The 19,851-nt window shown below is 45.3% G+C and carries 17 protein-coding genes; 14 read left to right on the plus strand and 3 right to left on the minus strand.

Annotated elements, in window-relative coordinates; translation table 11 throughout:
• The first annotated feature begins 30 nt into the window (after nt 1–30).
• On the plus strand, nt 31–2,673 hold the full coding sequence (locus tag Q1A41_RS10920) for an ATP-binding protein (RefSeq protein WP_299978507.1): 2,643 nt from the start codon (nt 31–33) through the stop codon (nt 2,671–2,673).
• 272 nt (nt 2,674–2,945) lie between these two features.
• On the plus strand, nt 2,946–3,584 hold the full coding sequence (locus Q1A41_RS10925) for a response regulator transcription factor (protein WP_299978510.1): 639 nt from the start codon (nt 2,946–2,948) through the stop codon (nt 3,582–3,584).
• 23 nt (nt 3,585–3,607) lie between these two features.
• On the opposite strand, the gene can is transcribed toward Q1A41_RS10925, so the two are convergent.
• Nucleotides 3,608–4,225, minus strand: a complete 618-nt coding sequence (can, locus tag Q1A41_RS10930; protein ID WP_299978513.1) for a carbonate dehydratase — start codon at nt 4,223–4,225, stop codon at nt 3,608–3,610.
• 296 nt (nt 4,226–4,521) lie between these two features.
• Between can and Q1A41_RS10935 the strand changes: the two genes are divergently transcribed.
• The 12 genes from Q1A41_RS10935 (at nt 4,522) to Q1A41_RS10990 (ending at nt 18,852) form a co-directional block, all read left to right on the plus strand.
• Entirely contained in the window at nt 4,522–6,756 is a 2,235-nt protein-coding gene (locus tag Q1A41_RS10935) for a TonB-dependent receptor (RefSeq protein WP_299978516.1), read from the plus strand.
• 147 nt (nt 6,757–6,903) lie between these two features.
• Nucleotides 6,904–7,683 (plus strand): IclR family transcriptional regulator, encoded by a 780-nt coding sequence (locus Q1A41_RS10940; protein WP_299978519.1) that lies wholly within the window; start codon nt 6,904–6,906, stop codon nt 7,681–7,683.
• Nucleotides 7,684–7,693: 10 nt separating this feature from the next.
• A complete protein-coding gene (locus Q1A41_RS10945) occupies nt 7,694–8,890 on the plus strand; it encodes a glycoside hydrolase family 172 protein (protein WP_299978522.1) in 1,197 nt (398 codons plus the stop codon).
• Nucleotides 8,891–8,920: 30 nt separating this feature from the next.
• Nucleotides 8,921–10,462, plus strand: coding sequence for a sugar ABC transporter ATP-binding protein (locus Q1A41_RS10950; protein WP_299978525.1), 1,542 nt, complete (start codon nt 8,921–8,923; stop codon nt 10,460–10,462).
• A complete protein-coding gene (locus Q1A41_RS10955; protein WP_299978528.1) occupies nt 10,459–11,652 on the plus strand; it encodes an ABC transporter permease in 1,194 nt (397 codons plus the stop codon). The genes Q1A41_RS10950 and Q1A41_RS10955 overlap by 4 nt, the downstream gene beginning before the upstream one ends.
• A gap of 32 nt (nt 11,653–11,684) precedes the next feature.
• On the plus strand, nt 11,685–12,623 hold the full coding sequence (locus tag Q1A41_RS10960) for a substrate-binding domain-containing protein (protein WP_299978531.1): 939 nt from the start codon (nt 11,685–11,687) through the stop codon (nt 12,621–12,623).
• Nucleotides 12,624–12,641: 18 nt separating this feature from the next.
• On the plus strand, nt 12,642–13,670 hold the full coding sequence (locus Q1A41_RS10965) for an aldo/keto reductase (protein WP_299978534.1): 1,029 nt from the start codon (nt 12,642–12,644) through the stop codon (nt 13,668–13,670).
• Entirely contained in the window at nt 13,667–14,557 is an 891-nt protein-coding gene (locus tag Q1A41_RS10970) for an amidohydrolase family protein (RefSeq protein WP_299978536.1), read from the plus strand. Before Q1A41_RS10965 ends, Q1A41_RS10970 begins: the two co-directional genes overlap by 4 nt.
• Nucleotides 14,554–16,095, plus strand: a complete 1,542-nt coding sequence (locus Q1A41_RS10975; RefSeq protein ID WP_299978539.1) for an altronate dehydratase family protein — start codon at nt 14,554–14,556, stop codon at nt 16,093–16,095. Before Q1A41_RS10970 ends, Q1A41_RS10975 begins: the two co-directional genes overlap by 4 nt.
• Nucleotides 16,092–17,288 carry a fumarylacetoacetate hydrolase family protein gene (locus Q1A41_RS10980; RefSeq protein WP_299978542.1) on the plus strand — a complete coding sequence of 399 codons (1,197 nt, stop codon included), beginning with the start codon at nt 16,092–16,094 and terminating at the stop codon, nt 17,286–17,288. The genes Q1A41_RS10975 and Q1A41_RS10980 overlap by 4 nt, the downstream gene beginning before the upstream one ends.
• A gap of 43 nt (nt 17,289–17,331) precedes the next feature.
• The gene (locus Q1A41_RS10985; RefSeq protein WP_299978545.1) at nt 17,332–17,772 is read left to right on the plus strand and encodes an RbsD/FucU domain-containing protein; all 441 of its coding nucleotides are present in this window, start codon (nt 17,332–17,334) and stop codon (nt 17,770–17,772) included.
• Nucleotides 17,773–17,835: 63 nt separating this feature from the next.
• Nucleotides 17,836–18,852, plus strand: a complete 1,017-nt coding sequence (locus tag Q1A41_RS10990; RefSeq protein ID WP_299978548.1) for an alpha/beta hydrolase — start codon at nt 17,836–17,838, stop codon at nt 18,850–18,852.
• A 5-nt stretch (nt 18,853–18,857) separates the two neighbouring features.
• Here Q1A41_RS10990 and Q1A41_RS10995 read toward each other — a convergent pair whose 3' ends face one another.
• Together Q1A41_RS10995 and Q1A41_RS11000 are read right to left on the minus strand one after the other, a co-directional pair.
• A complete protein-coding gene (locus tag Q1A41_RS10995; RefSeq protein ID WP_299978551.1) occupies nt 18,858–19,247 on the minus strand; it encodes a thioesterase family protein in 390 nt (129 codons plus the stop codon).
• A 37-nt stretch (nt 19,248–19,284) separates the two neighbouring features.
• Nucleotides 19,285–19,761 carry an Lrp/AsnC family transcriptional regulator gene (locus tag Q1A41_RS11000; protein WP_299978554.1) on the minus strand — a complete coding sequence of 159 codons (477 nt, stop codon included), beginning with the start codon at nt 19,759–19,761 and terminating at the stop codon, nt 19,285–19,287.
• Between the last annotated feature and the right edge of the window lie 90 nt (nt 19,762–19,851).

The following is a 19,851-nucleotide window of genomic DNA, read 5'->3' on the forward strand; positions in this document are numbered from 1 at the left end:
ATTATCTAGTTGCCGAGATAAATTAGCCCTATGCCCCCATTTAATTCGATTAAATATCCGACAGTTCAGTACTTTTTAGGGCTACTACTAAGCTTTTGCTTCAGCTTTGCCCAAGGCGACAATGTCAGTGATCAAGGAATATTGATATTAGATAGCGAGAAAACGCTAAACTCTGGCCAAGTTCTTGAGCGCTTATTGCAGGCCGGTAGCAATGAACTCAGCGGGGCCACAGGATTTCCTAAACATGAAAATCAATATTGGTTCGCACTGGAGCTAAGGCCGAATACACAACAACGCTGGGCTGTTCGCCTAGCCAATGCTCACTTTAAAGAAATTGATGCATTCTTATACAGCAATGGCCAATTGTTACACCAAGTACAGAGCGGCTATCGAGCGAGTACCGAAGGCCTGCACACCTTATCGGTGGATTGGCTCAGCGAATTACCACTTGAAAACGGGCAAACCTACCAGCTTATAATTCGAGTCGCATCCCCTATTGTATCCTCTCTTAATGTTCATATTGAGAGTTATGATCAAGCCCTTATCTATTCGGTGGCCCGTACTAGTTTTCTGTTTTTTCTGATTGGGATATCGCTATCACTTGCCCTTCATAATTTATTCTTCGGCGCGAGTGTGCGCGACATAAGTCATATTCTTTATGCGATTCACTCACTCTGTGGAGTCCTATTTATCATCAGTGCTTACGGCCTGTTCAAAACAGTATTCGGGTTTTATGACTATGAACTCTACTTTTATAAACCCGCCAGCGTTGGGGTACAGTTATTTGGTACTTGGTTTTGCTATGTATTTTTTCAAGTTCCGAGGCGGCTACGCGAGTTAAACTGGGCTTTCAAAACGCTGATCATATTTTATGTGCTTCTATTAATGGCTTACCCGTTTATGAGCCGAGAGGCATTTAGTATTGCCTCAGCAGCTCCTCACCCCATTTTCGGCACACTGATGATAGTTTCTGCCGCATGGGCTTATATTCGAGGCTTAAAACCCGCTATTTATGTTTGCATTGGATGGATTGCACTTATTGCAGGTTCAACTTTTCCAGCCTTGGTAACCATTGGTTTGGTACCAGGCTTTGAAAGTATCTTAATGGTTGGTTTGTCCTGTCATGTCTTTGAGATGTACATGCTCTCTTTGGCTATTTCTCAAAAATTCAGGTCCATTCAGTTAGACAATATTGCAGCGAAAGAAACCGACAAGTCGCGCTCAGCATTTATCTCCTACTTTAGCCATGAAGTAAAAACACCCATCAACGGCATACTGGGCTTAATCAAACTTCTCAAACAAACATCGCTGGAGCCCATTCAAAACAAATACGTCGAACAAATTAATCGTAGCGGGCACCAACTTTTACAGCAACTAAACAGTGTTTTATTACTGGAATCAGGCCGGCAGCAACAAGTTAAAACTCAAGCCACCTCTTTACTAGACACTTTGGATTCTTCAGTTTCTCTCATTCAGGGGCTGTGTGATGAAAAAAACATCCTAGTGGAGTATCTGATTGAACCCAATGTCCCTACTGTTATCGAAACAGATCCTGACCTTCTACAGCAGCTGATCAACAACCTTTTAAATAATGCTGCCAAATATACTGACAGCGGAGAAATCAAAGTTATCTGCAGTGGCAGATACTTAGAACAAGGCGATATGGGCTTATGCTTCTCAGTAAGTGATACCGGAATTGGTATTCCATACGAAGATCAAGATAGAATTTTTCATAGTTTTACCAAAGCCAGTAACAACGATCACAATCATCTTGTAGGTACAGGCATGGGCCTTGCCATCGTAAAAAACATCAGTGAACGTTTAGGTGGGCATATTGAGTTTAACTCTACTCCAGGCAAGGGCAGTACTTTCGAGTTTCATTTACAAGTTCGCATAGCGACACATGGCAATAGTATCGACAAGAGTCTCTCTGTTCTGTTAGTAGATGATATCGAGTTAAACAACGAGATTATTACCAGCTTACTGAAAGGCGCTGGGCATACCGTCTATAGCACGACCGATCCGAACGACGCCATCGCGGTTGCAGAAAAACATGAATTCGATGCCATTTTGCTAGATATTCATATGCCACTTATCTCTGGGCAAGATCTCATGCCCAAACTTCAAGCGGTGGGAGCAGATTGCGCAATAATTGGTATTAGCGCTGGCCTCACTCCAGAACTTAGTCTACAGCTTCAACATAAGGGCATGGAATTACTAATGGAAAAGCCCTTCTCATTGCCGATATTTTACAGTTTGATTCAACGGCACCAAACAGGGTTTAGCTCTGATATTTCTGAACAACGTTACAATATCCAGTTCGTCAATGATATCGCACAGTACAAAACAGCTATCGAACTAAAAGATTTCTTTAAGCGCTATCAAAAGAGTTGTCTTGAGCTATCCGGTAGCTTAGAACAACTTGCTATCGAAAAAAACCATATTGAACTAGCAGCGTGTAGCCACCGCTTAGCTGGTCTCTGCGCGGCACTGGGCATCTTAGACTGCGCCACAAAAGCCAAACAGTTGCAGCAGCTCAGTGAAGGTGGGGATGAAGCAAACCATATTCAATGGAAAGCAATTAATATTGCTATTGGGCAATTTCAACTGCGCCTCATAAACGGACTTAGCTGGCTAAGCCAGCAAATTGCGCAAAAAACCAACACAGATTGACGCTGCAATATACCCCAGGGCAATAGCTTTAGACCGTGCCGCAAGCCCTGCGCTGCACAGAATAAGCCCTTGGCGCTATAAATGTTATACAAAAACTTAAGTACTAGTAATACCAGCTTCAAACAACAGCTTTTGTTTCCTTGCCAATCCCCTCATAATGTCATCGTAATCGCTTGTAGTCGTTTATCTTTTGCTGTCTATGTAATCTGGGCCGAAAGATTTAATGAACACCCAACTATGTGCTGGGTATTTTTTGATGTACGGATGTATCGATGAACATTGAACAATGCTTAATTGTAGAAGATGAACTACTGTTTCAAGACTTGATGAGCAGCTACCTTCAACAAGCACTCCCCAATAGTAATCAAGCTTTTTATGCCAATAACGTGGCTGAAGCGACACAACTGCTAGCAATGCATCCAATTCAACTTGCAATAATCGATATAAGTTTACCGGATGGTCGAGGTTGTGAGCTTATCCCCAAATTGAAAGAAGCTAATGAAGAAATTCTTTGTGTTATCGTTACGATAGCTGATGATGAAGAGACAGTATTCGAGTGTTTACAAATGGGGGCTGATGGTTACCTGCTTAAAAATGAACCAGGTAGCGTGCTGATTGATAAGCTACAAGATATCGTCAATGGTGCTCCTCCTCTTTCGGGGGATATATCAAAGAAAATACTACAGCATTTTAGGCAGTTAGAAAAAAAGCAAAAAAAACACGACTTAACCCCGCGAGAGTCTGAGATTCTGTCATTGATTTCTAAGGGCTTAAATCGTACAGATATTGCCGAGCTGTTAACGCTCTCCCACTATACAATAGCCGATCACATTAAATCGATTTATCGTAAATTGGGCATATCCTCGAGAGCCGAAGCCACCCGCTTAGCCATAGAACTTGGAATTGAATAACACCAAGCTCTACGGTTTTAAAATCAAATCTCAGAAGATAGCTCTAAACTATCAGAAACACACATATCCAAATCGTTCAGCACACCATTATTGATGTTGTAGATCCAGCCATGCACCGATAACTCTTGGCCTTCACTCCAAGCATTTTTCACCACACTGGTGTTGGCGACATTTCGCACCTGCTCCATAACATTGAGCTCGCACATACGATCGATACGTTCTGACTCAGGCAGCTTAGCCAACTCTTCTTTGTGGAATCGAGCTACGTCCTTAATATGTCGCAACCAGTTATCAATGAGTCCGTGGCTCTTATCTTCCATCGCCGCCATTACACCGCCGCAGCCATAATGGCCACAAACGATTACATGTTTCACTTTCAATACCGCTACAGCGTAATGCAATACCGACAGCATGTTAAGGTCGGTGTGAACGACAACATTAGCGATATTCCTGTGCACAAAGACCTCCCCGGGGGGGAGATCTACTAGAGTATTAGCCGGTACACGGCTATCTGAGCATCCTATCCAAAGGTAATCGGGAGCTTGCTGCTTGGAGAGTCGGCTAAAGAATTCTGGGTCTTTGTCTTTGATGGATTCAGACCACTTTTTGTTGGCCTCGAATAAGTAACTGAGCTTTTTCAATGGATTAATTCTCTTAAGTCTAGGTTCACTCAATGAATTGAGTCACGGCTGCCTAGGCGAACATTCTACTAAACCCGCCCCAAATAAAAAATACACACATAAAGTGGTCGTATTATGGACACTTGCATTAAAAGATTCGCCTCATTACCATCCTTTCGTCCAAATTAAAAACCAATAGTCCATATTATGGACATTAAAATAATAAATAGCGAATAAACAGCTAATAAGCAATCAATAAGCGACCCAGCGGCAATCAGCTCGACGCCCACATAACAGACTATAAGGAGTGGCCTGCTATGAAGAACCTGTTCCCTAAAACCCTCTTGGCGAGCATTATCGCCAGCCAAATCAGCATTGCCCACAGCGCGGCATTAGAAGAGATAGTGGTAACCGCAACCAAGCGTGAACTCGGTATGCAGGACGTGGCCATTGCGATATCGGCCCTTTCGGGAGAATCACTGGAAAACAAAGGCGCGACCGACTTTGAAAGCTATGCTCGTCTTTTGCCAGGGCTTTCTTACGTGGATGCAGGTTCAGGTAAGAAAAAGTTAACCGTGCGCGGTCTATCAGATGGCACCGAATTTGACGCACAGCTGCAAGCTACCACTTCGATCTATTTTAATGATATCCCTCTCACCAGCGGTGTCAGTGCTCCGGATCTTCATATGACGGACATTGCTCGGGTTGAGTTGCTGCGTGGGCCACAAGGGACACTCTATGGTGCTGGCTCTTTAGGCGGAACACTGCGCATCATCACCAATGAGCCCGTACAAGGCGAGTTCCAAGGTAAAATTGATGGCAGTTACGGCGCGACCAAATCTGGCGATCCAGCCACTGTCGTCAATATGATGATGAACATACCGCTTAGCGATAACTTAGCTTTGCGTGCGGTGGCCTATAAGAAAGACGATGGCGGCTTTATCGACTATACCCACGCACGGGTGAATGAAGAAGATGCCAATGACATCAGCACCAAGGGCGGCCGCCTGGCCTTAGCTTATGAGCCCAATGATCAACTAAAAATAAATGCCAGTTATATTTATCAAGAGTCAGACATTAATGGTAAGGCGTGGTTCAACCCAGGCAGCGATCTGAGTATCGACGCTCCTGTTAAAGATGAACAATTAGATAGCACTAAAATCTACAACTTCACCGTTGATTATGATTTCGGTGACATCGCACTATACGCCTCATCTAGCTACTTTAATGGGGACAACGATTGGGTATTCGAATATTCTGAAAACGCCTACCTTGCTCTTAAGCCGATATATGACTTCTCTGGTATCGAAGCCATTAGTCCACATCACTTTAATGAAGAATTTGATATTTTCGCCCAGGAAATTCGCCTGCAATCCGTTGACGACAGCGCTTTTCAATGGACCGCGGGATTGTTCTATCAAAAAGATAAAGTTGATCATGAACAAATCGTTGTGGTGGATAATCTAGCGGGTTTACTTGATGTTTTAGGTCTACTACAACCGGGTATTAGCGGAGCTTTAGTGGCACCAGGTGGCCCATTCTATGTTGGTGATGAAGTCGTCTACCGCAACCAAAATGATTTCCAAATTGAGCAAAAAGCTATTTTTGGTGAAGCCAGTTATGCCTTTAACGATCAATGGTCTGCAACCATAGGACTCCGTGCTTTTGAAACTGAGATCAGTGACGCGGGCAGTAGCCGTGGTATTCAGAATCTTTTAACCGGTCGAGTGGGAACGCCGCCAGGCATCAGTACGGGCTCAGTATCCTCAAGTGAAGATTCAGTAAATCCAAAATTTGAAGTGAGCTTTCGACCTGATGATGATCGTATGATCTACGCCCTCGCCTCAAAGGGCTATCGCATTGGTGGCGCCAACTCAGATATCGCTGTCGCCGGTGGCGCCCCAGCACAATACAAGTCAGATAGCCTGTGGAATTATGAACTTGGATTTAAAACCCAATGGATGGGTAATCAGCTTCGCCTAAACGGCGCCATCTACTATCTAGATTGGAGTGATATTCAAACCAAATCGCTGCTCAGTAATGGCTTTGGTTACATTGATAATGCAGGCTCAGCATCCATTACCGGTTTCGAACTTGAAGGCGCTTGGCAAATTGATGACATCTGGTCGGTAGATTTTGGCTTCGACATTAAAGAAGCTCAGCTTGAAGAAGACTATATCAGCGCCGGAACCCAACAAGGTGCTGATGGCGACCGTCTACAAGGTGTTCCAGAGTTCAGCTATAACTTTGCTATCAATTTTGACAAAGATATCGCCGATGATATGGCATTGCGCGGCTTACTCGCATACCAATACGTCGATGAATCATTTATGGAATATGAATTTGTCGCCGGCCCGCAGCATCGTATCGGCGACTATGCCGTACTCAGTGCCAACATAAACCTTTTGTTAGGCGACAATATTGAAGTGGGCCTTTTTGGCAAAAATCTAACGGATGAAAGAGCACGTACTACTGCAATAAATGTTGTTGACGAACGTGTCTTTACCATTCGCCCGCGAACCATTGGTATGAATTTCAAATACCAGTTTTAATAGATAAAAAAAGTAGTGGTACAGTGAGGTAATTGATCGCAAGCTAGCTTGCGATCTTTCTTTTGCCCGGTAACAATGGGCAGCAACAATAGATAGAACGTATATGAGATCAATAACAATAATTTCAAAAAATCCTCAAGGCCGACTATGAGTGAAGCTGATAATAAACCCACCGCGGTTGATAAAGCCCTTATTCTCTTAGATTTGGTGGCGCAACTAAGCCAGCAAGGGCGTGTACGTATCGTCGATCTTGTTAATAGCTCAGGCTTTCAACGCCCGACGGTGCATCGTCTTATGAGCACTTTAAAAAGCCATGGTTTAGTCACTCAAGATGAGCAAGGTTTTCAACTCGGCGGCAAGGTATTATCTTTAGCGGCGCAAGCCTATAACACTATGGATATTCGCCGGCTGGCTAAGCCAATTATGCTGCAATTTTCAGAGCTAACAGGCTTAACCATTCATCTCGCTATCCTCGATGGCAATGAAGTTGTCTACATTGACAAGATTGAAAGTCGTCACCCAATTGTATTAGCGTCAGGCATTGGCTGGCGCGGCAAAATGCATTGCACAGCACTTGGCAAGGCCATGATGGCATTCGCCGACCGAGACAATCAAAGAGTCTGTTTACAAGGACCAATGGAAGCCAAAACCGAACATAGCATTACTAACGCTGATGATTTACGAGCCGCTTGGCAAGAAATTAAAAAGCAAGGCTATGCCATTGATGACCGCGAAAACGAAGTAGAGATTCGCTGTGTAGCCTCCGCTATTTTGGACCACAATGGTCGCCCACTTGCCGGCATTAGTATTTCAGGCACCACCTCCCAAGCCAGCATGGAAAACGCCCAAAGTAATGGCCAAGATTTAGCACAAGCGTGCTTGGCCCTAAGTCGCGAACTGGGCTATCGCCCTAAACCTATATTCTAGAGAAATGCATATGACTAAAAATAAAATCGTATTTCCAAAACCCCTTGTTGCTCTCGGTGCTAAGGTTTTATATCGATCAACCTTGTTATGCGCCTGCTTTTTCAGCCCAGCGAGCATTGCCGATGATAGTCACAAGCTGCTTAGCGAACCCTATCATTTAGATTCGCCCTTACAATCAAGAACCATTAGTTTTGAAAACCCTACCGGAGCCAAAGGTGAAGGTGGTAAAGCCTCCAGTCCACTTGGCCAAGGCCGCAAGGGCTCGCCAGCTCGCTTATTAGCACCTGGGGAAACGGTAGAACTTGCCAATATTCAAGGCAGCGGCACGATTCGACATATTTGGGCCACTACATTCCCTGTGCCTGCTTTTTTGCGTGGAGCTGTTATTCGTGGTTATTGGGATGGCCAAGAACATCCAAGCATCGAAGCCCCGCTGGGAGATTTTTTTGGCTTTGCACATGGCAAAGCGACATCATTTCAAAGTGCTGTTCATTCAGTAGGACCAAAAGCTGGGATGAATATTTGGCTTCCCATGCCCTTTACTAAAGCGGCTCGTTTTACCATCACCAATGAGCTGCCACAGTCTATGCCATTTTTCTATCAGATCGATTACACCTTGGGTGATCATCACGGCCCAAAAGTAGGCAGACTGCATGTAAACTTTCAGCGCCAAAACCCGACCACAAAAACCAAAGACTTCAGCCTGCTCCCAAAACGAACAGGCAAGGGCCGCTTTATTGGCACGGTGATAGGCGTTCGCCCTAGCGACACTAACTGGTGGGGCGAAGGCGAAATGAAAGCCTATATAGATGGCGATGATAAATTTCCTACCCTGAACGGCAGCGGTGCCGAAGATTATGTAGGGCTATCTTGGGGCTTACAAGATTCTGCCTTTTTATATAACGGTGCTAGCTATCGCGAGAAAAGTGACGATGGTGATACCGGACGCGTTTCCATGTACCGCTGGCATTTACGTGACCCAATTTATTGGCAAGAAGAGGCACGTATTACTATTCAGCAAATTGGTCACAATGGCGATACCCCAACTACCCTGGAAGAATATTTGTCTGATCTTTATGAACGTGAAGATGACTGGTCGGCGGCTAGCTTTTGGTATGAAGCCATTCCAAGCGCCCCTCTACCCCAAATACCCGCGCTAAAATCTCGCATTGCTGACTTGCCAGCAGCGGAGGAAGCGGCTCATTAAGCCTTTAATGAGCCGTTCGAAGAGCTAATTATGTCTACGCGTTTAAGGTTGGAAAGCATCGGCAAATCCTTTGGAAAGCAAAAGGTTTTAGAGAGCGTTAATCTTCAGCTAGAAGCCGGTAAGGTGCTTGCGTTAATGGGCGAAAATGGCGCCGGTAAAAGTACCTTAATGAATATTGCCTGCGGTGTTTACCAAGAATATCAAGGGCAAATCTATATTGATGAAACCCCCTACACTTTTGACTCGCCAAAGTCTGCCGAGACAGCTGGTGTAATCATGGTGCACCAAGAGCTAAATCTTCTACCAGAATTAAGCGTGAGTGAGAACATATTTCTAGGCAATGAAGAAAAGAACAAGCTGGGCCTGATTCAACATAATTCTATGGCGAGCAAGGCTCAATCAATACTTGAGCAACTGGGCTTAAGCTTACCTGCTAGCACCTTAGTAAAAGAGCTTAATATAGGCCAGCAACAACTCGTAGAAATCGCTCGAGCCTTACTTCGAGATGCCAAAGTTTTAGTTTTGGATGAACCCAGCGCAGCCTTAAGCGATCAAGAAACCCAGCAGTTGTTCACGATCTTGCGTCGCTTAGCCAAGCAAGGCGTTAGTATCATTTATATCTCACATCGACTCGATGAGCTTAGTCAGATAGCCGATCAGCTTGCGGTGTTACGAAATGGGGCTTTAGTTGCTGAAGGGCTGATGAAGGATTATTCGGCCAAGCAAGTTATTAAGTTAATGATCGGAGAGGAACTAGCCGATGCGCCAGTTCACACCAGCATTGCAAAGACAAAGACAGCACTTCTGAACATAGAAAATTTAAACGGTCGTTGGGATAAGAGGAAGCTCAAGAACATCAGTCTTAACTTGCGAGAAGGTGAAATTCTAGGCCTTACCGGATTGCTAGGAAGCGGTTGTGGCGAGTTACTAGAATGCCTTTTTGGTCTTCGCGATTTTAGTAGTGATAGTGTCGTATTTGATGGGCGAACTATCACCCCTGGCTCGCCAAGTGATGCTATCTCGCAAGGGCTAGCTTATATCAGTGATGATCGAAAACACGACAGTTTAGTACTGGATCAAAATTTACTCTTCAATCTTGGCCTACCAGCACTTGCACAACAAAATTCCCTGCTCATCACTGAAGACACAGAAAAACAAAGCAAACTACTGCAGCAGTGGACGATTAAGTATCAAAGCGTAGCGCAAAGTGCCGCAAGTCTATCTGGTGGAAACCAGCAAAAACTGGTTATTGCCAGATGGTTAGCGCTACAGCCCAAGCTGGTTTTAATGAACGAGCCGACGCGAGGGGTAGATGTCGCAGCCAAAGCTGAAATTTATCAGATTTTAGATGAGTTAATGCAATCAGGAATGAGTTTTATTGTTGCCAGTACAGACTTAGCTGAGCTCTGTCGCTTATGCGATCGCGTACTTGTCTTGCATGAGGGCTCGATTATTGAACACTTCAAACAACGTCCATTTACTCAAAGTGAAATTCTCAATGCCGCACAGGGACAACTGAGTAGATCAAGCCAACAAAGTAGCAGCAATCTTAAAGAGGAAGCACATAAGTGACAGAGAATCGTTCGATCAGCTATTGGTTTTGGCGCAGCAAACTGTTACTAGGCCTCGCCTTGCTTTTTGCAGGTGGAATATTCTTCTCACCACAAGACAGTGCCGGCGACATTATATTTCTAGCCTCTGGCAATCTATTAAATATCCTTCGACAAGTTAGCATAACAGGTATCTTGGCCGTTGGAATGACCTTGGTGATATTAACCGGAGGTATCGATTTGGCGGTAGGCTCATTAATGGCCTTTGCCGCAACGCTCTGCGCCATGTTACTCACCTTAGAAGAAGCTCATAACGGCAGCTGGATTGGTGGCATGACCCTAGGTTTTGTTGTGGCTTACTTAATCACGATTCCTGTCATGGCTTATATCAGAAGATTCTTGGCCGAGGTTTATTGTCAAAGTTTAAGAGTCGCAGGACTGTTGGTAGCTGCGTATATAGGCTGGCAATATTTCAACAACCTGCACAATCAAGCCTCACTATTAGCCATTATTTTAGCAAGCATCACAGCAACCGCCCTACTCGGTCAAATTAGTGGGCAACTCATCGCAAGAGGCAAACTCCAACCTTTCATTGCTACACTAGCCATGATGGTGGCGGCGCTTGGCATTGCACGTCTGATGGCAGGGCAAGATATGTCTGTCTTTCCTATCTATAGCGGTATCAACAGCGATGAGAACTTTGAATGGCTGCGTAAATCGATTTTCGGTATTCCTGTGCCAGGCTTTATCTTTTTGCTTATCGTGGTGAGCTTCACGATTCTATTGCGCCACTTTAGGTTTGGACGCTACCTATATGCCATCGGCGGTAATGAACGAGCCGCTTATCTATCAGGTATCCCAGTCGCCAAAGTAAAAGTTTGGGTGTACACCTTAAGCGGTGCACTGGCCGGAATAGCGGGTGTCTTGTACTGCGCTCAATATCTTCAAGGCAAGCCCGATGCTGGAACTGGTATGGAGCTCGATGCCATTGCCGCTGTAGTCATTGGCGGGGCAAACCTTATGGGTGGTCGCGGTACAGTGCCCGGCACTTTATTGGGTGTTCTAATTTTTGGTGTACTCAGTAATGTCTTACAGCTCAATAATGTCGACAGCAATACTCAACTTTTACTCAAGGGTATCATCATAGTCTTAGCTGTTTTGTTACAACAGTTTGACTGGAGCAAGCTCAAAACTCGATTAAAGGCGAGTTGAATAATAACAATATAAGACCAAAGGGGATCACCATGTTGAACATTAGAATTCTAGCTACGCTAGTCACTACCCTACTGTTATTAATAAGCGCCTCGTCAAGTTGGGGCTATCGTATTGGTTTCTCCCAAGTGACGACCACAGAGCCCTGGCGAGTTCTTTTTAATAAACAATTACGCGCTGAAGCCAAGAAACATCCTGACATCCAATTGTATATCGCTGATGGCCAAGACCGGACGGAAAAACAAGTGGCTGATGTTCAATCTTTTATCCAGCAAAAGGTCGATATCATATTGCTCGCACCCAAAGAAAGTGCGGGCTTAACGGCCGTTGTTAAAGAAGCCATGGCAGCAGGCATCCCCGTTATCGTACTTGACCGAAAAATTAACGGTGATCATTTCACCCAGTTTATCGGTGGAAATAACCTAGAAATTGGCCGACAAGCGGGCCACAAGGCACTAGCCCTATTAGGTGGTCAAGGGAATGCCCATGGAAATATTGTCGAGATCTGGGGTGGCATGGGCTCTACCCCTGCCCATGAGCGCCACCAGGGTTTTGTAGAAGTATTGCAAAACGAGCAAGGCTTAAATTGGTTGGTCGATCGACAAGATGGCGACTGGAAACAAGATAAAGCCTATAACATTATGAGCAATGCCCTGCGTGCAAATCCCAAAATTGACTTAGTCTACGCCCATAACGACCCAATGGCCTTTGGCGCCTTTTTAGCGGCACGCGATGCGCAACGAGAAAAAGATATGTTCTTTCTGGGGGTTGATGCTATCCCGAAAGAAGGCGCACTTTGGGTTAAGCGTGGATTTTTAACCGCGACTTTTGTTTATCCCGCTCCTGGGATTAAAGCTCTACAAGAAGCACTACGTCTATTGAAAGGCGAGAAGCTGGAAAAATATATCGATCTACCCACTCAGACTATCGATGAGAGCACTGTAGATGCTTATCTCAAAGCCAATCGTTGAGGCCAAGGTAGAATCATCGTGTTAGCGACAAACAAATTAAAACGCAGTCAGATTGCTCTTAGCGAAATCGGCTTTGGTGGTGCGCCACTAGGAAACCTTTACCAGGGTCTTGATAACGTTACTGCTTTGCAATGTGTTTCTACAGCACTGGCAAACGGCATCAATTATTTCGATACCGCGCCGCTTTACGGTCATGGCCTGAGTGAGCGTCGTTTAGGCTTAGCCCTCAACGAATCCAATCGAGAAAGCTGGTGTATCTCAAGCAAAGTAGGACGTTTACTGAAAGCCTGCGATAGAGGCGAAACCGCCGACGCCGGCTTATACCAACAGGCACCTCCCTTTCATGCTCATTATGACTACAGCTATGACGGTGCTTGGCGCAGTGTAGAACAAAGCCTTCAACGCTTAGGGTGTAACTATTTAGATATAGTTTATATCCATGATATTGATTGCTGGACCCATGGTTCAGCACAGGCCAAAGTCTACTCAGAGGCATTAAATGGCGCCAATAAAGCTTTGTTGAAAATGCGCGAACAAGGGCTGATAAAAGCCTTTGGTTTAGGCGTCAATGAGTGGCAAGTTTGCGAGCAATTTTTAGCGGATAGTGACCCTGATTGCTTTCTCCTCGCTGGCCGTTACACCTTACTCGAGCAGGAAGCACTCAAAAGCTTTTTACCCGCCTGCGAGCAACGTGCCATTGATATTATTATTGGCGGGCCATATAACACAGGCATACTCGCCACCGGCGCCATTGCAGGCGCTTACTACAATTACAGCCTAGCAACCGAAGAAATTCTCGCTAAAGTCAGAGCCATGGAAGCCATATGCAATGACTTTTCAGTTTCCTTGGCCGCCGCTGCCCTGCGCTTTCCTTTACTGCACCCTGCCGTTGCTTCAGTTATACCGGGAGCACGTAGCACCAAAGAAGTAGAGAATAATTTAACGCTTATACAAGCTGATATACCTTTAGAGTTTTGGGACACACTGAAAGACAAGGGGCTACTCCATAGAGACGCACCAACTCAATGCCCGGAGGCTCTTGCATGATTATCGATGCGCATTTTCACCTCTGGAAGCTACAGCGAGGAGATTATGGATGGATTACTCCAGAGCTGACTTCTTTGTATCGGGATTATCAACACCGTGATTGGCAAAAAGAGAGAGGCCGTGATGTTAGTGCTGGCATTTTGGTTCAGTGCGCCCCTACTTTGGCGGAAACTGAGTTTCTTTTAGAAACTGCCGACAAGAACGCCGATATTCTAGCCGTCGTTGGCTGGGTTGATTTGAGCAAAAAGGAAGCCAAGCAAGAGCTTAAAGCACTCGCCAAGCATAATAAATTAGTTGGCATACGCCCCATGCTGCAAGACATCGAAGACCCGAGTTGGATTTTACAAGCGCAAGTTATCGATAATCTACATTACTGTGCTGAGCTCAATTTAAGCCTAGATGCCCTTATCACCCCAGCGCAACTTCCCTATTTCTGCGAAGCGGCCGTACAGCTCCCTAAGCTCAGGATCATTATTGATCACGCCGCTAAGCCCAATTTGCGTGAACAACAACTGGAAGAATGGCAAAGGTACATGTCGATTTTGGCGGGCATGCCAAATATTTACTGTAAATTATCTGGTTTACTGACAGAGGCAAAATCATCCGCAGCGGCTATTGATCTACAGCCCTGCACTGATATTTTAATCGAACAGTTTGGAGTAGATCGTCTCGTGTGGGGCAGTGATTGGCCGGTACTTAAATTGGCAGCGAGTTATCAGGATTGGCAAAATATTACCGAGACTTTATGCAAATCACTAAGTACAAAAGACTATCAAAAGATAATCGGTGAAAATGCACTGAGTTTTTATGGCGTCAAACTAGAAGCGCCTCTATTCAACTCAAAAGAAGCGAACTCAACAAGGCAACATGAGGAGCTTCTCCCATGACTCAATGTATACGACTGTCCGGCCGGGATAACTGCATTGTTGCATTGGAGGACATCGCTGCTCATAGCGAAATTGCCAGCTTTGAAATTACTTGCCAGGAAAATATCCTTACCGGGCATAAGATCGCACTACATGATATTCCAAAAGGGCAAAGCATCCTAAAATACGGTCAATGTATCGCCACCGCAACACTGGATATCAAAGCGGGCGAGCATATACATAGCCATAATTGCAGCATGCCTGAGGGGCTAAATGATATTACTCATCTCGCTTCCGAAAGTTTAGACAGCACTATCCCCCCAGAAAAGCCTGCTACAAGAAAAACCAATGATGCACAATTTCTTGGCTACAAGCGTGAATACACAAAAGAGATTGGCAGCAGAAATATAGTGGCCGTAGTCGCCATGGTTAGCTGTGCGAATAGCGTGGTACGCGGGATTTGCCAAAGCGCGCAGCAATACATGCCGCAATACAGAAATGTCGATGCACTGATTCCGATTTGTCATAGTGGCGGTTGTGCCGTAAATCAAAATGGCCAATCACTGGAACTCCTACAGAGAACGCTTAGGGGCTGGATCTTACATCCAAACATTGCCGCAGTACTGTTGGTATCACTTGGCTGTGAAACCAATCAAGTTGATCAATTGCTTGGCAGCGAAACCTGCTCTCAGCCACAAGATCGTATTCAAAGTTTGGGAATTCAAGCCTGCGGTGGCAGCCATCAAGCCATTCGGGAAGGCTTAGATAAAATTAAGCCCTTAATGGAAAAAGCCAACCAAGCAAAGCGCAGCGCACAGGGTCTCGAAAAATTAAGTATTGCCTTGCAGTGTGGCGGCAGTGATGCCTTTTCTGGCCTTAGCGCTAACCCCGCCCTAGGGCGCGCCGTCGATATACTGTGCAAGCAAGGCGCCAGAGCAATATTAGCGGAGACGCCGGAAATCTTTGGTGCCGAACAGCAGCTCTACCAACGCTGTAAAGATCCATTAACTGCTCTAAAGCTAGAACAAAAAGTGCACTGGTGGCAACAGTATGCCAAGCAACAAGGTGAGACTCTAGACAGCAATCCAAGCCACGGCAATAAAGCTGGTGGCATTACCACCATTATCGAAAAATCTCTTGGTGCAGTTGCCAAAGCCGGTAAAAGCACCATCAATAATGTCTATGACTATGGCCAGCCCATGCAAAGCCAAGGCCTGGTATTTATGGATAGCCCAGGCTATGACCCAGTGTCGATTACCGGCCAAGTGGCAAGTGGCGCTAACATGATTTGCTTTACCACCGGTCGTGGCTCTAACTTCAATTGCCCAAGCGTTCCCAGCCTTAAATTAGCCAGCAATCAGAACATTTTTAATCACATGCAAGATGATCTCGATATCAACTGTGGTCGTTTAATCGATGGCGAAGTCGATTTGGATTCTCTTGCCCAAGAGATTGTAGAAAAAATTATTCATACCGCTTCAGGTGAACCCAGCAAAGGTGAGCAGATCGCTTTATTTGATGATGGTTTTCACCCTTGGAGTTTAGGAGCCGTGCTGTGAATACTAAGGATAAGTTAAGCATGCAAAACGCAAAAACCTTTACCGCCCACAATTGCCTGCCTCGTGATGCTAAGCACGCTACCCTAATCGGTCGTATGTGGAGCGAACAGCAAGGAGGGCCCTGTGTGATCCTTATTCAGAATGAGCAGGTGTATGATATTACCGAGTATTTTCCTACTTCATCTGCTCTGATTAACACGCAGAACCCCTTAGAAAGCTTGCAGGAATTGGAGCTATCCAATCCGCTATGCAATATTCAGGAACTTCTCAGTGGTACTGAGCAACAAAGCGGCAACCACTTATTGGCGCCCTGCGATTTGCAGAGCATCAAAGCCTGTGGGGTAACGTTCATCGATAGCCTACTTGAGCGTGTGGTTGAAGAAAAAGCTCTAGGTGATCGCCAAGAGGCTGCCGCCATTCGACAATCGATACTAAGCAGTATTGGCGCCGACATTCGCAATATTAAACCCGCCAGCCCGGAAGCATTAAAACTAAAGGAGCTTCTTCAAAGCAAAGGCATGTGGTCACAGTATCTTGAAGTCGGACTAGGACCTGACGCGGAGGTCTTTACAAAATCTCAACCCATGTCGGCAATTGGCTTGGGGGACACTATCGGTCTACATCCAGATTCCACTTGGAATAACCCAGAACCAGAGCTGGTAATGTGTGTAAACAACCGCGGACAAATCGTAGGTGCAAGCTTAGGAAACGATGTCAATCTTCGTGATGTCGAAGGACGCAGTGCCTTATTACTTGGGCGCGCTAAGGATAATAACGGCTCTTGCGTCATCGGCCCATTTATTCGCCTATTCGATGAACGTTTTAGCCTCGACAATATTCGCCGAGCAAGAGTCGAATTGCGAATCCTCGGGCAGGATGGTTATCTTTTACAAGGCAGCAGCGATATGAGTCGAATCAGTCGCGATGTCGAGCAACTTGTGCAGCAAGTTATCGGTGAAAATCATCAGTATCCCGATGGCATCATGCTGTTTACCGGCACCATGTATGCCCCTGTAGATGACCGTTTTGAAGATGGCCAGGGTTTTTCTCACCTCGATGGGGATATAGTAGAGATCTACAATGAGCAACTGGGACTGCTGGCAAACGTGGTGGGTAAAAGTAATCAGGTACGGCCTTGGACATTTGGCATTGGCTCTTTAATAGACAATTTATCGGCTCGTGGCTTTTTATAGAATGTTCAAATTCAGAGCTTCAAGCTAGCTATCAGGAACTCCCATGCTCAAAAAAATCCCTGATATTATCAGTCCAGATCTTTTATATGCATTGGCCCAGATGGGACACGGTGATGATATAGCGATTGTCGATGCCAACTTTCCAGCGACAAGCCACGCTCAAAGACTCATTCGTGCTGATGCTAGCAACAGTGATCAACTGCTTTCCGCCATTTTACAACTGATGCCAGTCGATGATTTTACAGACGACTCCTTGCGAGTGATGGCCATGGCCAATGGTGAACTCCCAACAATTGCCCAAGACTTTTCTAGAATTTGCCATTTTGCTGAAGAGAAAGAGGTATTGCCCCATGGGCTCAGCCGACAAGATTTCTACCAGCAAGCAAAAAATGCGTTTTGTATCGTCGCCACATCAGAGCGTCGTTTATACGCAAACTGTTTAATACGCAAAGGGGTTATACCACCGGGATCAAGCCACAGTTAAACGGCCACTAATTAATTGAGAACGGAATCAGCAAAACGAAAACAACAAAACGAGAATAAAGCAATGCTAAAAGCAATAAAAACCTCTTTGTTCCTGCTGGGTTTATCTTCAATAACCTTAGCCGAACAAGGCTCAGTTAAAAACCTAGAGCTACCCAATTCCATTAGCGAGGCTAGTAAACAAGCCATCAGTATCGTTTACCAGAATAATACTCCACGCCCTGCACCACAAAACGAGGCCCAATGGCAGCAGCTACAAAAACGGCTTGAAGCTCAATTTCAAACCCTATTTAAAGACGCGGTTCTCGGCGCCTACCAGCCCACACTAAAAAACCGAAAAGTTGCCGGCATTCCGGTCTTAGAAATCACCCCCAATAACTGGCAAGAGAACAACAAGCGACTGCTCTACTTTCATGGTGGCGCTTACACGCGCTTTAGTCCAATGAGCACCCTATCGTCCTCTGTGCCGGTGGCAAACGATCTCAACATCAAAACCTTAGCCGTTGATTACAGCTTAGCGCCAAAGGCTAACTATCAACAGATCAATGACGAAGCTCTAGCGGTATACAAGTCCTTATTGGAAAGTGGCCATCAAGCGAGTGACATCATTCTCTTTGGAGATTCGGCCGGGGGGGGGTTGGCCAGCACCTTAAGTTTACGCATTGCTCAAGAAAAGCTGCCACAACCTGCTGCCCTATTGCTGTGGTCACCGTGGATGGATATAGCGGCCAAAGACGACACCATGATTACTCTTATGGATGCTGATCCAATTTTGGAGCGTCAGGATATGGAAGCAGCCGCATTAGCGTTTGCACCCAATAAAGCCGAATGGCAAAACCCTTTGGTATCGCCTATTTATGGGGATTTATCCAAATTCCCGGCGACACTCATCCAGTGCGGTAGTCGCGAAGCCCTATTGAGTCAATGCATACGCTTGTATCAGAAATTGGATGACGGTCATAGAAAACTCAAACTCGATATCTATGAAGGGATGCCCCATGTGTTCCAAGGCTTCTTTTTTCATATTGCAGAAGCCGTAGCCGCTCGACAAAAAATGAAGCGCTTTATTGAATCACTGTAAATACATTATTTACGGCTAAACGCTTCCAAGGCAGCTTTTATGCTGCCTTCGATAACACAAGCGCTTTGCGATTCCACTGAGAAATTAACAGCCGTGGTTTCGCAGATCGCACATAAGGTTTGATCTTGCATAAGCTGTTGCTCGATACGAAAAGACTTCCCACCAATATGACAAATGTTAAGCCTTAATAATACCGCCTCATGATCGAAAACTTCCCGCATAAACTGCAATTCGGTTTTGACATAAGGTGGCACAAAGGGCTGCCCTACTCGACTGCTAATAATGTCAAACAACTCTAAGCGTTGATCATTAAACCAGCGATACAAATTCACGTTATCGACATGCCCCGCTAGGTTCATATCGTTTTGATTTACTTGGATAGAGCTTTCCAACAATTATTACTCCTCAACAGAAAATATGGCTTTCTTGTTTTTAAGAAAGTGGCAGTTGGCGGGTGTTTTTAACCTCTAGCAAGTTAAAACTCGACACAATATTTTTAACGCCAGGGAACTTGAGAATACGCTTCATGCTAATCTCACCGAAGTGGTCGATACTTCTGGCCACCACCTTTAACAGATAATCATATTCACCACTCATGGCATAGCACTCGGTAATGTACTCTTCGGCTCTAACGGCATCCATAAAGAGCTCGGTATCGGCCTCTGAGCCCTGCTCCAAATCCACTTGCACAAAAGCTGTCACTTCTAAGCCCAAACGACGTTGATCGACTACCGCGCAGTAACCTGTAATTACCTTATCATCCTCTAATTGCTTCACTCGGCGGAAACACGGCGATTCCGATAGACCCACCTGCTGGGCCAATTCAACATTGGACATTCGTCCTTCGCGCTGTAATGCCCCCAAAATGGCCTTTTCGGAGGTGGAAAACCTCGCCTTTTCTATAGACATGAAGAAAATCACCTGTAATTTATGGTAAGAAGAAAGATACCACCTTTATTTCCGTTAAAACAGGGGAAAATAGACAGATAATTCCTACTC

This window comes from uncultured Pseudoteredinibacter sp., assembly GCF_947502065.1.
In the GTDB taxonomy this organism is placed as follows: Bacteria; Pseudomonadota; Gammaproteobacteria; order Pseudomonadales; family Cellvibrionaceae; genus Pseudoteredinibacter.

Bases quoted from the DNA above. Each gene is read 5' to 3' on its own strand.
- Q1A41_RS10990 (WP_299978548.1), top strand. From the start codon at position 17,836: ATGCTAAAAGCAATAAAAACCTCTTTGTTCCTGCTGGGTTTATCTTCA.
- Q1A41_RS10985 (WP_299978545.1), top strand. From the start codon at position 17,332: ATGCTCAAAAAAATCCCTGATATTATCAGTCCAGATCTTTTATATGCA.
- Q1A41_RS10935 (WP_299978516.1), top strand. From the start codon at position 4,522: ATGAAGAACCTGTTCCCTAAAACCCTCTTGGCGAGCATTATCGCCAGC.
- Q1A41_RS11000 (WP_299978554.1), bottom strand. From the start codon at position 19,761: ATGTCTATAGAAAAGGCGAGGTTTTCCACCTCCGAAAAGGCCATTTTG.
- Q1A41_RS10950 (WP_299978525.1), top strand. From the start codon at position 8,921: ATGTCTACGCGTTTAAGGTTGGAAAGCATCGGCAAATCCTTTGGAAAG.
- Q1A41_RS10960 (WP_299978531.1), top strand. From the start codon at position 11,685: ATGTTGAACATTAGAATTCTAGCTACGCTAGTCACTACCCTACTGTTA.
- Q1A41_RS10920 (WP_299978507.1), top strand. From the start codon at position 31: ATGCCCCCATTTAATTCGATTAAATATCCGACAGTTCAGTACTTTTTA.
- Q1A41_RS10940 (WP_299978519.1), top strand. From the start codon at position 6,904: ATGAGTGAAGCTGATAATAAACCCACCGCGGTTGATAAAGCCCTTATT.
- Q1A41_RS10970 (WP_299978536.1), top strand. From the start codon at position 13,667: ATGATTATCGATGCGCATTTTCACCTCTGGAAGCTACAGCGAGGAGAT.
- Q1A41_RS10925 (WP_299978510.1), top strand. From the start codon at position 2,946: ATGAACATTGAACAATGCTTAATTGTAGAAGATGAACTACTGTTTCAA.
- Q1A41_RS10975 (WP_299978539.1), top strand. From the start codon at position 14,554: ATGACTCAATGTATACGACTGTCCGGCCGGGATAACTGCATTGTTGCA.
- Q1A41_RS10945 (WP_299978522.1), top strand. From the start codon at position 7,694: ATGACTAAAAATAAAATCGTATTTCCAAAACCCCTTGTTGCTCTCGGT.